Annotated in this window: 14 protein-coding genes; 7 read left to right on the forward strand and 7 right to left on the reverse strand. The window is 60.7% G+C overall.

All coding sequences use genetic code 11. The features are described 5' to 3' along the window. The first annotated feature begins 168 nt into the window (after positions 1-168). Positions 169-2,091: a DEAD/DEAH box helicase gene (locus AC0IW7_RS16640; protein ID WP_471819485.1), complete on the forward strand. Its 1,923-nt coding sequence runs from the start codon at positions 169-171 to the stop codon at positions 2,089-2,091. A gap of 220 nt (positions 2,092-2,311) precedes the next feature. Here the strand turns inward: AC0IW7_RS16640 and AC0IW7_RS16645 are convergent, their stop codons facing one another. From AC0IW7_RS16645 to AC0IW7_RS16655, 3 genes are all read right to left on the reverse strand, one after another. Then, on the reverse strand, positions 2,312-2,902 hold the full coding sequence (locus AC0IW7_RS16645; protein WP_122497631.1) for a YceI family protein: 591 nt from the start codon (positions 2,900-2,902) through the stop codon (positions 2,312-2,314). A 30-nt stretch (positions 2,903-2,932) separates the two neighbouring features. After that, on the reverse strand, positions 2,933-3,487 hold the full coding sequence (locus AC0IW7_RS16650) for a cytochrome b (protein WP_122497633.1): 555 nt from the start codon (positions 3,485-3,487) through the stop codon (positions 2,933-2,935). A gap of 192 nt (positions 3,488-3,679) precedes the next feature. Then, positions 3,680-4,597, reverse strand: a complete 918-nt coding sequence (locus tag AC0IW7_RS16655; RefSeq protein WP_471819487.1) for an SdiA-regulated domain-containing protein — start codon at positions 4,595-4,597, stop codon at positions 3,680-3,682. 140 nt (positions 4,598-4,737) lie between these two features. Between AC0IW7_RS16655 and AC0IW7_RS16660 the strand changes: the two genes are divergently transcribed. From AC0IW7_RS16660 to AC0IW7_RS16685, 6 genes are all read left to right on the forward strand, one after another. Beyond that, positions 4,738-5,754, forward strand: a complete 1,017-nt coding sequence (locus AC0IW7_RS16660; protein ID WP_471819489.1) for an AraC family transcriptional regulator — start codon at positions 4,738-4,740, stop codon at positions 5,752-5,754. A gap of 141 nt (positions 5,755-5,895) precedes the next feature. Further along, the gene (locus AC0IW7_RS16665; RefSeq protein WP_471819490.1) at positions 5,896-6,951 is read left to right on the forward strand and encodes an ABC transporter ATP-binding protein; all 1,056 of its coding nucleotides are present in this window, start codon (positions 5,896-5,898) and stop codon (positions 6,949-6,951) included. Continuing rightward, a complete protein-coding gene (locus AC0IW7_RS16670; RefSeq protein WP_471819492.1) occupies positions 6,948-7,862 on the forward strand; it encodes an ABC transporter permease in 915 nt (304 codons plus the stop codon). The genes AC0IW7_RS16665 and AC0IW7_RS16670 overlap by 4 nt, the downstream gene beginning before the upstream one ends. Beyond that, positions 7,859-8,647: an ABC transporter permease gene (locus AC0IW7_RS16675; RefSeq protein WP_471819494.1), complete on the forward strand. Its 789-nt coding sequence runs from the start codon at positions 7,859-7,861 to the stop codon at positions 8,645-8,647. Before AC0IW7_RS16670 ends, AC0IW7_RS16675 begins: the two co-directional genes overlap by 4 nt. A 34-nt stretch (positions 8,648-8,681) precedes the next feature. Continuing rightward, positions 8,682-9,728, forward strand: coding sequence for an ABC transporter substrate-binding protein (locus AC0IW7_RS16680; protein WP_122497644.1), 1,047 nt, complete (start codon positions 8,682-8,684; stop codon positions 9,726-9,728). 133 nt (positions 9,729-9,861) lie between these two features. Beyond that, entirely contained in the window at positions 9,862-10,893 is a 1,032-nt protein-coding gene (locus AC0IW7_RS16685) for a histone deacetylase family protein (RefSeq protein ID WP_471819495.1), read from the forward strand. Between the two features lie 72 nt (positions 10,894-10,965). On the opposite strand, the gene AC0IW7_RS16690 is transcribed toward AC0IW7_RS16685, so the two are convergent. The 4 genes from AC0IW7_RS16690 to AC0IW7_RS16705 form a co-directional block, all read right to left on the reverse strand. Continuing rightward, a complete protein-coding gene (locus AC0IW7_RS16690; protein ID WP_471819546.1) occupies positions 10,966-11,313 on the reverse strand; it encodes a NirD/YgiW/YdeI family stress tolerance protein in 348 nt (115 codons plus the stop codon). 89 nt (positions 11,314-11,402) lie between these two features. Further along, complete coding sequence (locus AC0IW7_RS16695) at positions 11,403-12,329, reverse strand: SdiA-regulated domain-containing protein (protein WP_471819496.1); 927 nt, start codon at positions 12,327-12,329, stop codon at positions 11,403-11,405. A 177-nt stretch (positions 12,330-12,506) separates the two neighbouring features. After that, entirely contained in the window at positions 12,507-13,172 is a 666-nt protein-coding gene (locus tag AC0IW7_RS16700; RefSeq protein ID WP_471819498.1) for a fumarylacetoacetate hydrolase family protein, read from the reverse strand. 110 nt (positions 13,173-13,282) lie between these two features. Then, the gene (locus tag AC0IW7_RS16705; RefSeq protein WP_471819500.1) at positions 13,283-14,677 is read right to left on the reverse strand and encodes an FAD-binding oxidoreductase; all 1,395 of its coding nucleotides are present in this window, start codon (positions 14,675-14,677) and stop codon (positions 13,283-13,285) included. Between the last annotated feature and the right edge of the window lie 172 nt (positions 14,678-14,849).

Here is a 14,849-nt window from a genome sequence, read left to right on the forward strand (position 1 = left end):
AGGAGTGCGCAGCCGTACACCAGTGTATATACTCCGGGCTCCCTGGCTACGCCCGGACGCCGGCCCCCCTAGAGGGCCCGCAGGACCGGACGGGAACGCGCCCTCAACGCGTTTCATGCACGGCAGAATTTCCCCTATGGGCCACGCCCTCACTAAACAGGATTACTCATGTCCTTTGCTTCCCTCGGTCTCTCCGAGGCTTTAGTCCGCGCCGTCGAGGCTGCTGGCTACACCGAGCCCACTCCAGTGCAACAGCGGGCCATTCCCGCCGTGTTGCAAGGTCGCGATCTGATGGTTGCCGCCCAGACGGGCACCGGCAAAACCGGTGGCTTCGCCTTACCCATCCTAGAGCGCTTGTTCCCCAATGGTCATCCGGACCGCGAGCACCGCCACGGCCCGAAACAGCCGCGCGTACTGGTGCTGACACCCACCCGCGAGCTGGCCGCGCAAGTGCACGACAGCTTCAAGCTGTATGCCCGCGATCTGAAATTCGTGTCGACCTGCATCTTCGGCGGCGTTGGCATGAACCCGCAGGTGCAGGCCATGGCTCGCGGTGTCGACGTACTCGTCGCCTGCCCCGGTCGCCTGCTCGACCTGGCCAGCCAAGGCAGTGTCGACCTCTCGCACGTTGAGATTCTGGTACTTGACGAAGCCGACCGTATGCTCGACATGGGCTTTATCCATGACGTGAAAAAGGTGCTGGCGCGCTTGCCGTCCAAGCGTCAGAACCTGCTGTTCTCGGCGACGTTCTCCAAAGACATCACCGACCTCGCCGGCAAGCTGCTGCATAACCCCGAGCGCATCGAAGTCACGCCGCCGAACACCACGGTCGAGCGCATCGAGCAACGGGTGTTCCGCCTGCAGTCCAACCACAAGCGCGCCCTGCTCGCCCACTTGATCACCGCTGGCGCGTGGGAACAGGTGCTGGTTTTCACCCGCACCAAACACGGCGCCAACCGTCTGGCCGAGTACCTCGACAAACACGGTCTGCCGGCTGTGGCGATTCACGGCAACAAAAGCCAGAACGCGCGCACCAAGGCCCTGGCGGATTTCAAAGCCAACGCCGTACGTGTGCTGGTTGCTACCGACATCGCCGCGCGCGGTCTGGACATCGACCAGTTGCCCCACGTGGTCAACTTCGAACTGCCCAACGTTGAAGAAGATTACGTGCACCGCATCGGCCGTACCGGCCGTGCCGGTCGCAGCGGTGAGGCCATTTCGCTGGTCGCGCCGGATGAAGAGAAATTGCTCAAAGGCATTGAGCGCATGACCAAGCAGAAAATCGCTGACGGCGACCTGATGGGCTTCGATGCCAGCACCGTGGAAGCGGAAAAACCGGAAGTGCGCGAGCGCCCTGAAGGTCAGAACCGTGGCCGTGGTGGCCCACGTGATCCGAACAAACCAGGCGGTGGCGGCGGCGGTGATCGTCGTGGCAGCGGGCGTAAAGACAAAGGCAAGGACGGCAAAGACAAACCCGCCGCCCAGGGCCGCGACAAGCCAGCCAACTCGGGCCGCCAGCAACAGCCGCGCCAGGGTCAGCCACGCAGCAACGAACCCCGTCAGCCACGCACCAGCAGTGCGGCAGCGGTGGTTCCGCCATTGCCAGCGGATCGCGCGCCGGATGAGTTTCTCGACGACGAAATCGATAACTTTGGTAACCGCGCCGACTACGTCAGCCCGAACCAGGGCAATCGTCAGCAGAACCGTGGCCGCAAGCCGGCCGCTGCTGGCGCCGCGCCTAGCGCACCGCGCGCCGCTGGCCAGCCGCCACGGGGCCAATCGCCCCGTCCGCAGGGTCAGGCAAAACCGCAAGGTCAACGCAGTGGCGGTGGCGCTAATGCCCAGGGTAAACGCCCACAACGCAGCGGCGGCCAACCCCGTCGCGACGAGTCGCGCGCACGCCCCGACGCCTTGCGTCAGGAACCGGCCGTTCGTGGTCCGCGTGAGCCCCAGCACCAGCCAGTGATCGTGCATAAGGAGTCGAAAATAGACCGCACCTTGACGCCCGAGCAGTTGGAGCAATTGGACAAACTGCCGAGCCGCAATCGTGGCGAGAAACCGGCATTGCTGACCCGTAACCGCGAAGGCTAAGGCTCAGCGTTACAACAAAAACACCGGCCCTGTGCCGGTGTTTTTGTTTGGGGCCGACATTTCGATTGGGCGCGAATCCTGGAAACCTCGGTGGCGAATTGTTGGCACGGTTCGCGAGCAATCGGAAGGCCGCCCCCTCGCTCCTACGAGTCCGACAAGGTTTTAACCGCCCATAAAAAACGCCGGCATCAGCCGGCGTTTTTTATGGGCGGTTAAAACCTTACTTCTTTACACCTTCAAACGAGATCTGCAGTTCCAGCTCTTGGGATTTCGGGCCCAGGTCTTTCTGAATGTCGAAGTCTTTCAGCTTGATGGTGGTGGTGCCTTCGAAGCCAGCGCGGTAGCCGCCCCATGGGTCTTTGCCTTCGCCGAGGAAGGTTGCCTTGATCACGACCGGCTTAGTCACGCCGTGCAGGGTCAGGTCACCGGTAACGTCGGCCTTGCCTTCGCCAGTCGACTTAACCGAGGTGGACACGAACTTGGCTTCCGGGAATTTCGACACGTCGAGGAAGTCGGCGGTGCGGATGTGCTTGTCGCGCTCGGCGTGGTTGGTGTCAACGCTGGTGGTTTTCAGCGTTACGTTGATTTTGCTGGCTTCCGGGTTCTTGGCATCAAAGCTGAACGAACCGTCCCAATCTTTGAACGTGCCGTAGATGTAGCTGTAACCCAGGTGGCTGATTTTGAAATCGATGAAGGCGTGCTGGCCGGTTTTGTCGATGGCGTAGTCGTCGGCCATGGCGTGCCCAGCGCTGAGCATTGCGGTGCCGAGTGCCAGAGCGGCCAGGGATTTTTTCAGGGTTGCGTTGAACATTGCGTAAGTCCTTCTTGTGCAGTGAGAGAGCTAGTCGGCGCGACGGCCAAACATGCGGGTCAGGGTTACATCGTGATCGATAAAGTGGTGCTTTAAAGCTGCTAACGCGTGAACCCCGGCAAAAATTACCAAGGCCCACGCCAGGTACAAGTGCACCGCGCCGGCCAGATCTTCCTGGTCAGGAATGCTGGTCAAAGTGGCGGGCACAGCGAACAAACCAAAGACCTCGATGGGGCGGCCATCGGCGGTGGAAATCAGGTAGCCGGCGATCAGCACGGCGAACAACAACAGGTACAAGGCGCCATGGCCGAGCTTGGCGCCCAAGCGGGTGGCGCGGCTGTAGCTGCTTAGCGTCGCCGGAGCCGGACTGATAAAGCGCCACAGCAGGCGCACGATCATCAAACCCAGCAGGGTCAGACCGATGCTTTTATGCAGCGCCGGGGCGGAGTGGTTGTAGGGGCTGTAGTAATCAAGCGTGACCATCCACAGGCCCAAACCGAACAATCCGAATACCGCTAATGCGATGCCCCAGTGCAAAACAATGCTGACCAGACCATAACGGGAAGGGGAGTTGCGCAGTTGCATGTAAGGGGTTCCCTAAAAAAGCAGTGGGCTAAGACTAGCGGTTAATCTATCGAGTTAAAGCGAAAAATTCTGCTTTGAAATATCGGGAAATACGATCGGTTCGCGGCCGTGCAAACCAAGCGTCGAAGCGTCAGCAATTGGCTGTAAGTCCGCCCCTGCTCGCCCGTTAACCCCCCGGCGCGTCGGCGGCCTTTATTCTTCCTTCTTGAACACATAAAACAGATTCGGCTCGCTGACGATGTACAGATTGCCCGCGTTATCGCTGGCAATGCCCTCCGCCTGCGGCACGGTTTTCTTCAGCCCACTCTGGCCGCGCAACAAAGACAACGTGCTGATCGGCTTGCCGTCGGTGTCCAGCTCGATCACCAGCCGCGACTCATCCGACAGCGCCAGCAAATGCCCGGTGGGCATGTCGAAATCCAGACTCGACAGGTCGCGCACAAACAGCCCGGCGTCCCGTTGGGGATCGTCTACCACGTGCACGGCGAAGGGGCGGTCGACATTGGTGTGGGGGAACCCGTGCACCTCATAGATGCGCACCGGATCGCGCTCCTTGGCGACAAATAGGCGCTGGCCTTTGGCGTCGTAAGCCAGGCCTTCAAAGCCTTTGTTGCCACTGGGACCCAGCCCGAGGGAGAGCTGCTGGGCGTCGTCGGCGCGTACTGGCGTTGAGGTTTCGTCCAGCTGCACGCTGATCAAACGTTGGCGGCGCTCGTCGGTGATGACGTACACGCCAGGGCTGATGTATTCGATCGCTTCAGGGTCGCCAAAGCCCAGCAGCGGGATGCGACGCAGCACGTCGCCGGCCAGCGACAGCTCGATAATTTCCGAGCGCTGGTTGGTCACGGTGAAAAGCGTGTTGCGGTCGGGGTCGTAGGTCAGGGCCGACACGTCGTCATCTAGGCCTTTGATGGGCATGGCTTCCACGCTGACTCGATACGCCGGCAGCCACAGCGAGCGCGCTTGCCAGGCTTCGCCATGGCGCCATTCTTGCACCTGAAACCAGGCCCGTTCGAACAGCCGAAACTCCTGCGCAGCTGTTGCCAGGAGAATCAAAGCGCCGAGCACCACGGCTCCCAGCAGGTACTTCAAGGTCAGCAGACGACGCATCAGGGGGATCTCGCAAAAGGTGGCGGGGCAGAAAACGGGCGCTAGAAATAGCACAGCCATGCTGAATTGAAACTTAACCGTGCACGCCGGTTGCAGTTCGCCGCACTGGCGTTACAAGAAGAAGCATCAAGGGCAGAAATATGGGCTTGTCATTACTTCCCGAAGACCGCGCACGCACCACCCTTCACACCATTGCCCTGGCCGTCAGCCAGCTCAGCGAAACCGGTATCGCGCATCAGCGTTTGCTGCACGACAGCGGCCTGAGCAGCGCCGACCTGGAAACCCCGGAAAAGCTCATCAGCCCCGCGCAAGAGCTGCGCGTATTCGCCAACGCCATTCAATGCACCCGCGACCCAGCGCTGGGGCTCTCGATGGGCCTGCGTATGCACGTGTCGGCCTACGGCATCCTCGGCTACAGCATGCTCGCCAGCCGCACCCTGCGCGACGCGCTAAACCTGGCGATGGCCCAACCGACCCTGCTGGGCACGTATTTCAAATTGCACCTGGAAGAAGACGGTGACGAGGCTCGCCTGGTCGCGCGCGGATATCGTTATGCGCCAGAGCTGACGGTGTTCAACACCGAGCTGTGTTTGATGTCGTTGCTCACCGTGATTCGCGACCTGTTGGGCGAAGCGGTGCGCCCGCGCAGCGTGCATTTCTCCTACCGCCCGCCCTTGCATGCACATTCCTACACGCAGTTGTTTGGTTGCCCGGTGGAGTTTGGTGAGCCGGTTAACACCTTGTGCTTCAGCGCCGCCCTGCTCGACCGCGAGCTGCCGCTGGCCGACCCGGTGAGCTGCCATTACGGCGTGCAGCAATGCCTGAAACTCGCCGCGCAACTGGACAGTGGTCAGGATGTGCTCGAGCAGATTCGTCAGCACCTGAGCAGCAACATGCGTGAGGCCAGCAGCCTGGAACGTGTGGCCAACCAATTGCACCGCAGCGCTCGCACCCTGCGCCGCCATCTCACGCGCATGAACACCAGTTACCAACGTCTGCTCGACGAAGTGCGTTACGACAAGGCGCGCCAACTGCTGATGCAAACCGACCTGCCCATTTACCTGATCGCCGAGCAGTTGGGCTACAGCGAAACCGCCAGTTTTCGCCATGCGTTTTTGCGCTGGAGCGGGCAGACGCCTAGCGTGTATAGACGTTAGCGGCCAACTTGGCCGCATCTATCCCCTTTTGACCGTTTCTATCGTTCTGCCCTGCGGGTCACGCTGACAGAATCGAAGACACGCTTGGCAGCCGTTTCGTATGCGCTAAAAGCCAACAATAACAACGGGTTATAGAACTCTATGGGAAATTCCAGCGCCATCAGCATTGAGCAGCTCAGCATGGAATTCGGCGACCCTGGTCAGGGCGTCAAAGCCCTCGATACGGTTTCTCTGGAAATCCAGTCCAACGAATTCTTCACCCTGCTCGGCCCTTCTGGCTGCGGCAAAACCACGTTGCTGCGCCTGATCGCCGGCTTCGAACAACCCAGCGCCGGCACCATTCGCTTATACGGCGAAGCCATGCAGGACTTGCCGCCCTTTCGCCGCCCGGTGAATACCGTTTTCCAAAGCTACGCGCTGTTTCCCCACATGACGGTGGCGCAAAACATCGCCTTCGGTTTGGAAATGCGCGGGCTGAGCAAGGCTGAAATCAGCGAAACCGTGACCCGCATGTTGGCGCTGGTAAAGCTGCCGGATGTGGGCGCACGCCGTGCCGACCAGCTTTCCGGCGGCCAGCAACAACGCATCGCCCTGGCCCGCGCTCTGGCCAATCGGCCGAAAGTGCTGCTGCTGGATGAGTCGTTGTCGGCGCTGGATCAGAAGCTGCGCAAAGACATGCAGATCGAGCTCAAGCGTTTGCAGAGCGAAACCGGCATCACCTTTATCTTCGTGACCCACGATCAGGAAGAAGCGCTGACCATGTCCGACCGCATCGCGGTCATGAGCAAGGGCCGCATCTTGCAGGTGGGCACGCCGACCGAAATCTACGAAGCACCGGCCAACCGCACCGTGGCCGACTTTATTGGCGAAACCAACTTCTTAACGGCCGAGGCCGGCGACGACGGCGTGAAGCTCAGCGACGGCCAGGTGCTCAGGACGCTCACTGAGCACCGCGGCCCGGTCACCCTGGCGATTCGCCCGGAACGGGTGAGCCTGGCGGCCGACGGCCAGTTGCTCGGCAAGGTGGAGAACGTGGTGTATGTCGGCACCGACACCGTGTACCACCTGGACGTCGCCGGCCAAGGCGGTTTTCGCGTGCGCCAGCAGAACCGTGACGGCGCCGTGGGCGGGTATCGGGTGGGCGATCAGGTGCGGGTGCAGGTGCCCACCGCCGCCATCAAGGTGCTGGTCGAATGAGTACGCCACGGCTGCTGGCCGAGCGCCGCCAATTGGGCCGCCGCCTGCTGCTCAGCACGCCCGCCATGCTCACGCTGCTGGTGTTCATGCTGCTGCCGCTGGGCATCATGTTTGTGGTGTCGATCCTGCAATCCGGCGAGTACGGCGGCGTGAAGTGGGGCGAGTATTCCCTGGAGGCGTACCGCAATTTCTTCTACGAGCGCGATCTGGATGACGCGTTGGTGTTCAACACCGACTACCTGGAAATCTTTCAGCGCTCGTTCTGGCTGTCGATCCTGACCACCGCCGGGTGCCTGCTGATCGGTTTCCCCACCGCGCTGTACCTGGCGTTGCAGAGCGAGCGCAAACGCAACCTGCTGCTCTTTCTGGTGACTGTGCCGTTCTGGACCAACCTGCTGGTGCGCGCCTACGCGTGGATGTTGCTGCTGCGCAACGGCGGGCTGGTGGACGAAGGGCTGCAAGGCCTGGGCATCACCCAACATGGCTTGGGCCTGCTGTACACCGACAACGCGGTGATTATCGGGCTGCTCTATACCTACCTGCCGTTTATGGTGCTGCCGATTTACACCAGCCTGGAAAAAATGGACTGGCGCTTGGTGGAGGCGGCGTTCGATCTGGGCGCCAATCGCTTCCACGCGCTCAAACGCATCATCGTGCCGCTGGCCATGCCGGGCATCGTGGCCGGCAGCATTCTGGTGTTCATTCCTTCGCTGGGTAACTACATCATTCCCGAGCTACTCGGGGGCGGTAAAACCCTGATGATCGGCAACCTGATTCAGCTGCAATTTGGCAGCTCGCATAACTGGCCGCTCGGCGCCGCCTTGTCGTTTGCCCTGCTGAGTTTCGTGCTGCTGGCCATGCTGGTGTACAGCGTGCGCTTCAAGCCGGGCAGCGCGGGGGGCCACCCATGAACACGCGCAATCCGTTGTGGCGCTTCGCGGGCATGAGGCCGGCAGCCTGGTTCTTTTTTATTTTCCTGTACCTGCCGATTGTGGTGCTGGTGGTGCTCAGCTTTAACGGCGGGCAATCGGCAACGCTGTGGGATGGTTTCAGCCTGAAGTGGTACAGCGTGGTCGCCAACGACGCCGAAGTGGTGCGCGCGGCGAAGAACTCGCTGATCATCGCGACCCTCGCCACATTGATTGCCACGTCCCTGGCGACATTGGCGGCCTTGGGAATGCGCGGCCGTGCGTTTCGTGGGCAAACCCTGATGAGCGGGGTGCTCGGCTTGCCGCTGTTGGTGCCAGAGATTGTCACGGCGGTGTCGACGCTGATGTTCTTCTCGTTTATCGGGCTGAAACTGAGCCTGTTCACCATCCTCATCGCCCACGTGGTGTTCTGCATTCCGTTTGCGTATCTGCCGATTCGCGCCCGCCTCGAAGGCATGAACCCGTACCTGCTCGAAGCCGCCGCCGACCTCTACGCCTCGCCGTGGAAAGCGTTCTGGAAAGTGACCTTTCCGCTGCTCAGCCCGGGCATCGTTTCCGGGGCGATGCTGGCGTTCATCATTTCCATGGACGACTTCGTCATCACCTACTTCGTTGCCGGTGCCGGCGCCACGACGCTGCCGGTGTACATCTTCAGTTCGATTCGCATGGGTATCTCGCCGAAGATCAATGCGATCTCGTCGATCATCCTGGTGATTTCCATCGCGTTTGTGGCGCTGTCGTATTACGTGGGTCAGCGCAAACGCTAACGCTCTCTAAAAAAGTCCAGCAAGGAGCTTTGCCATGCACGTTCGCACCACCTCGCTCGCGTTGTCCCTGCTATGCGCCATGGGCATCGCCACCTCGGCTCAGGCCGCCGGCACGCTGCACTTCGCCAACTGGTCGGACTACTACCCGCCAGAGCTGCTGAAAAAATTCGAAGCCGACACCGGCATCAAGGCCACGCTCGACGCCTACGACTCCAACGAAACCCTGCTGGCCAAACTCAAAGCCGGCGGCGGCGCGTACGACGTGGTGGTGCCCTCGGACAGCTTTATCGAAATCATGGTCAAAGAAGACCTGCTGCAGAAGTTCGACAAGAGCAAGCTGACCAACCTCGCCCTGCTCAAAGACACCTTCAAAACCCTGAGCTTCGATCCGGGCCACGACTACAGCGTGCCGTATCTGTGGGGCACTACGGGTTACAGCTACGACACCGCCAAGGTGCCCGGCGGCAAACTGGAAGAAAGCTGGAAACCCTTCTTCGAGCCCGACCCCGAACTTAAAGGCAAAGTCGTGGCGTTGAATTCGATCGAAGAATTGTTCGTGCCGGCCGCGTTCTACCTGGGCATCGACCAGTGCACCGAAGACCCGAAAGCTGCGCAGAAAATTCAGGACCTGCTGCTCAAGCAGAAACCTTCCCTGGCCATGTACAACAGCGACGGCACTATCGAGCGCATGGCCGCCGGTGAAGTGACAATGCACCAGCAATGGAACGGCGCCTTCCACCGCGCCCAGGCCCAGCGCGCGAGCCTTACTTACGTGTACCCGAAAGAAGGCATTAGGGTGTTTATCGACAATTTCGCCATTCCCAAAGACGCCACCAACGTGGCCGAAGCCCACGCCTTCATCAACTGGATGATGAAACCGGAAAACATCGCCGCCGCCTCCAACTTCGCCAAGTACAACAACGCCATCGAAGGCTCGGACAAGTTCATGGACAAAGAACTGTTCGACGACCCGGCCATCAACACCCCGGCCGACAAACTCGACCGCCTGAAACCCTTCGAACTCTGCTCCCCCAAAGCCCTGGCCCTGCGCGCCAAGGTGTGGACCAAGTTGAAGAAATAAGCGCCGCCCGGTCTCCTTGTAGGAGCCAGCTTGCTGGCGAAACTTTTTAAATCAACAGCTTCGCCAGCAAGCTGGCTCCTACAAAAGCCCCATACAAACCCTCTTTCACAGGCCTGCTCCTGAGGGCACCCCCATGCTGACGATTTATAGCGACGACCATCACCTGCACCACGGCAAGTACGAGTTGATCGGCGGCCAGTTCACGCCGTGTTTTGAGATGCCCAGCCGCGCCGACATGGTGCTCGACCGCGCCAAGGCCGTGGGCCTGGGCGATGTGCACGCGCCGCTGGATTTCGGCCTGGCGCCGATTCGTCGAGTGCACAGCGAAGGCTTTGTGCGCTTCCTTCAGAACGCCTGGAGCGACTGGCAGGCCATCGGCCGCCAGCACGACATGCTGCCCATCGCCTGGCCGACCCGGCGCCTGCGTCAGGTAGAACCGACCGCCATCGACGGTCGTTTGGGCTACTACTCGTTTGATGCCGGCGCGCCGATTACGGCCGGCACCTGGCAGGCGATTCTAAGTTCGGCCAACGTCGCCCTGACCGGCCAGGCCGAACTGGCGAAAGGCGCGCGCGGGGTGTTTTCCCTGTGCCGGCCGCCAGGTCACCACGCAGCCGCTGACTACATGGGCGGTTATTGCTACCTGAACAACGCCGCCATTGCCGTGCAAGCCCTGCTCGACCTCGGCGCCAACCGCGTGGCCGTGCTGGATGTGGATTACCACCACGGCAACGGCACGCAGGATATTTTCTACGAACGCGCCGACGTGCTGTTCACCTCCATTCACGGCGACCCACGGTTCGAGTATCCCTATTTCCTTGGCTTCGCCGATGAGAAAGGCGCCGGCGTCGGCAGCGGCTTCAACATCAATTACCCATTAGCCGAGGGCAGCGACTGGTCGGTGTGGAGTCTGGCCCTGGCCGACGCCTGCCGGCAGATTCAGGCCTACGCGCCGGATGCGTTGGTGGTGTCGCTGGGCGTGGACACTTACAAGTCCGACCCCATCTCGCAGTTCAAACTCGACAGCCCCGATTACCTGCGCATGGGCGAGGTCATCGGCAAGCTCGGCTTGCAGACCTTGTTCGTGATGGAGGGCGGTTACGCGGTCGAGGAGATCGGCATTAACGCCATCAACGTGCTGCAAGGGTTCGAGAGCGTCGCCTAAGCGCGCGGTGTGTCAGCCACAAAAAAGCCCGCCCCGGTGGAATGCCAGGGCGGGCTTTTTGCAGTGCAGTGTTTACATCACTTCGACGATATCCACGTCCACTTCGCGGCTCATCAGATCGCGCTCAACTTCACCGGTGAGCTTGACCTTGGCGCTGTCGGAGATGGCTTGGGGCGGCCAGTCTTCATCGTCGATTTCCACTTCGATGGTGCCGCTGGCGTCTTTGAATTCGTAGCGATCACCCTTCAGGCGTTTGACGATCTGGCCTTGCAGCACCACCGGCGCATCGTCGGCGGCGTCCAGCGCAGCGGCTACGCTGGTGATTTGCTGGGTGGCGCCAGGGCCGGTGTAACCGCCGGCAGCCAAGGCGGTGCCGGACAGCAGCGGAACAAACAACAGGGCGAGTGCGTGGGTTTTCAGGTTCATCAGGACAATCCCGTTCTGGTAAATGACGGGGTCAGGTTAAGCAGCGCACCTGAACTGAAACTGAATAGCGCCTTAATCCAAGCTTAAGACGGGTCGGCCGCTTTCTCTTTGCGGAACACGTAGAACAGGTTCGGCTCGCTGACCATATAGATGGTGCCTTGCTCATCGATGGCCACGCCTTCGGCGCGCGGAATACTGTCGTGCAGACCGTTCATGCCGCCGTACAAACTGATAAAGCTGACCGGCTGACCGTGCTCGTCCATTTCCAGCAGCAGCTTGGATTGAGCCGACAACACCAGCGAATGGCCGGTGCGTGGATCGACGCTCAGAGCCGAGATATTGCGCATATACAGCTCGTCGCTAGGCAGCGGCTCCATCTGCCCGGCCAATCCTGCGGTGCCGTCACTGCTCCAACTGAACAGCGCCGTTGGCGAACGCTCTTTGCCCAGCAGCAGGCGCTTCTGCGCGGGATCCCAAGCGATGCCTTCAAAGCCTTTGTTGCCGGACTCGGCGTAGCCCAGGTCGAACTCGCGGGTGTCGATGGCGCGCAGTTCCAGAGCGACCGGCCCGAGCTTGAAAATCGACAGCGTACGGCGGCGCTCGTCGGTGATCGCCATGTTGCCATTACTCAGCATCGCCACGCCCTCGGGGTTGGAAAAACCAACCAGGGCTATGCGCCGCAGCACTTCACCGTCCAGGCTCAGTTCCACCAACAGCGGCTCTTTGCCGGTAACGGTGAACAGGGTTTTGGAGTCGGGGTTGTACGTGAGGTCCGAGGTTTCATCGTCCTCGAGGTCTTTCAGGGGTTTGGCTTGAATCACCGGGCGGTAGCCGGGAAGCCAGATGCTGGCGGCGCGCTCGGCCGGGTCGAAGTTGTCTTCATCCGCCCAGTACTTCACCTGGCCAAGCCAATGCTGGGTATAGGTGAGCACCGCAACGGTGAGCAGCACAAAGGCGAGCAGCAGCCAGGGCCAGTTGCGACGAAACGAAACGGAGCGAGCGGTGGGCATGGGACGTTCTCTGTTACTGCAGCAGCAAGCTAGCCGCCAAAGCAGGAGATTACGGTTTGATCATCCGTGAACAACCGCGAACCCGCGCAAAGCCGGCGCGGGCAGTGCCGAACTGTACATCAGCCGTTCGCGGTTATCCCACCCATTAGTAATTACAGCGCTTGTACGCAGCGCCGCTTACAGAACGCGGGTCGTCACGCTCGAATGGCCGACCAGTTCGAGCAGCAATTCATCACCTTGGTTCAACGGCCCAACGCCGGCTGGCGTGCCAGTGAGAATCACGTCACCGGGCTGCAAGCTGAAGTGCCCGGCAATGTGGGCAATGATCGGCAGAATTGGATTGAGCATCGACGCGCTGCTGCCGTCCTGGCGCACTTCACCGTTGATGCTCAGACGAATGCCGATCTCGGTCAGGTCGCTTACCGCATCGCTGCTGACAAAGGGCGCCAGCACGCAGGCGCCGTCGAACGACTTGGCCACTTCCCACGGATAACCCTTTTCCTTGAGCTTGGCTTGCACGTCACGCAGCGTCAGGTCCAGCGCCGGAGCGAAGCCGGAGATGGCGTCGAGCACTTCTTCCTGATTGGGTTTACGCGACAGCGGCTTGCCGATCAGCACGGCAATTTCCGCTTCGTAATGCACGCCGCCACGGTCGGTCGGAATGCTGAAGCCGCCTTCGGCTTCCACCACGCAGCTGCCCGGTTTGATAAACAGCAGCGGCTCGGTGGGCACCGGGTTGTTCAGTTCTTTGGCGTGCTCGGCGTAGTTGCGGCCCACGCACACCACTTTGCCGATGGGGAAATGGATGGTGGTGCCGTCGAGGTAGCGGTGTTGGTAGCTCATAAACACTCCTGAATTGAGTTGGGGCCTATCGCGGCTAAAGCCGCTCCTACAGATAGCGCAGTTTTGTAGGAGCGGCTTTAGCCGCGATAGGCCAGACCTGGAAACAGAGCTTACAAGGCGAAAATCTTGCCCGGGTTCATGATGCCGTTCGGGTCGAACGCGGCCTTGATGGCCTTCATGTAGGCGATCTCGGCCTCGGAACGGCTGTAGGTCAGGTAATCGCGCTTGGTCATGCCCACGCCGTGTTCAGCGGAGATCGAGCCGTTGTACTTCTGCACGGTCTCAAACACCCACTTGTTCACCGTGGCGCACTTGGCGAAGAACTCGTCTTTGCTCAGGTTGTCGGGTTTGAGGATGTTCAGGTGCAGGTTGCCGTCACCGATATGCCCGAACCAGACGATTTCGAAATCCGGGTAGTGCTCGCCAACGATGGCATCGATGTCATGCAAGAACGCCGGCACCTGGGCGACGGTCACGGAGATGTCGTTCTTGTACGGCGTCCAGTGCGAGATGGTTTCAGAGATGTACTCGCGCAGCTTCCACAGGTTCTGCAACTGCTGCTCGCTTTGGCTCATCACGCCGTCCAGCACCCAACCTTGCTCCACGCAGTGCTCGAAGGTCGCCAGGGCCGCTTCGGCGACTTCTTCGGTGGTGGCTTCAAATTCCAACAGGGCATAGAACGGGCATTCGGTTTCGAACGGCGCCGGCACATCGCCACGGCCCATGATTTTGGCCAGGGCTTTGTCGGAGAAGAATTCGAAGGCGGTGAGGTCGAGCTTGTTCTGGAAGGCGTGCAGCACCGGCATGATCGAGTCGAAGTCGGCGGCGCCCAGCACCATGGCGGTGAGGTTCTGCGGCGCGCGGTCGAGGCGCATGGTGGCTTCGACGACAAAACCCAGCGTGCCTTCAGCGCCAATAAACAGCTGACGCAAGTCGTAGCCGGTGGCGTTTTTGATCAGGTCTTTGTTCAGCTCCAGCAGGTCGCCTTTGCCGGTCACCACTTTCAAACCGGCCACCCAGTTGCGGGTCATGCCGTAGCGAATCACTTTGATGCCGCCGGCATTGGTGCCGATGTTGCCGCCAATCTGGCTGGAGCCAGCGGAGGCAAAGTCCACCGGGTAGTACAGGCCTTTTTCTTCGGCGAACATCTGCAATTGCTTGGTCACCACGCCTGGCTGGCAGACGGCGGTGCGGTCGAATTCGTTAAAGCTGAGCACCTGGTTCATGTAGTCGAACGCCACGACCACTTCGCCATTGGCCGCCACGGCAGCGGCGGAAAGCCCGGTGCGGCCGCCTGATGGCACCAGCGCAACCTTCTGTTCATTAGCCCAACGGACGATCGCCTGAACCTGCTCGGTGGTTTTCGGAAACACGATGGCCAATGGCGCGGGGGCGAAGTGTTTGGTCCAGTCTTTACCGTAGGCGTTCAGCGAATCGGCGTCGGTAAGTACCTTGCCAGGCTCGACCAGGGTCTTGAGTTGTTCAATCAGGGCAACGTCGGTCATCTACGGAACTCTCACGCAATTCATGGTCGCCCTGAGAACCTTTCAGGTCGCAACCGAGCAAGTAAAAAGGAAGACATGCTAGCATACGCCCCCCGCGAATCGTGCTCTGTGCTCGGTTTTGCGGCAGCGGCGCGACGCCGAAACGGGCTGCCCGCGACGCTGGCTTTCCCTG

This window comes from Pseudomonas sp. AC229 (genome assembly GCF_979254655.1).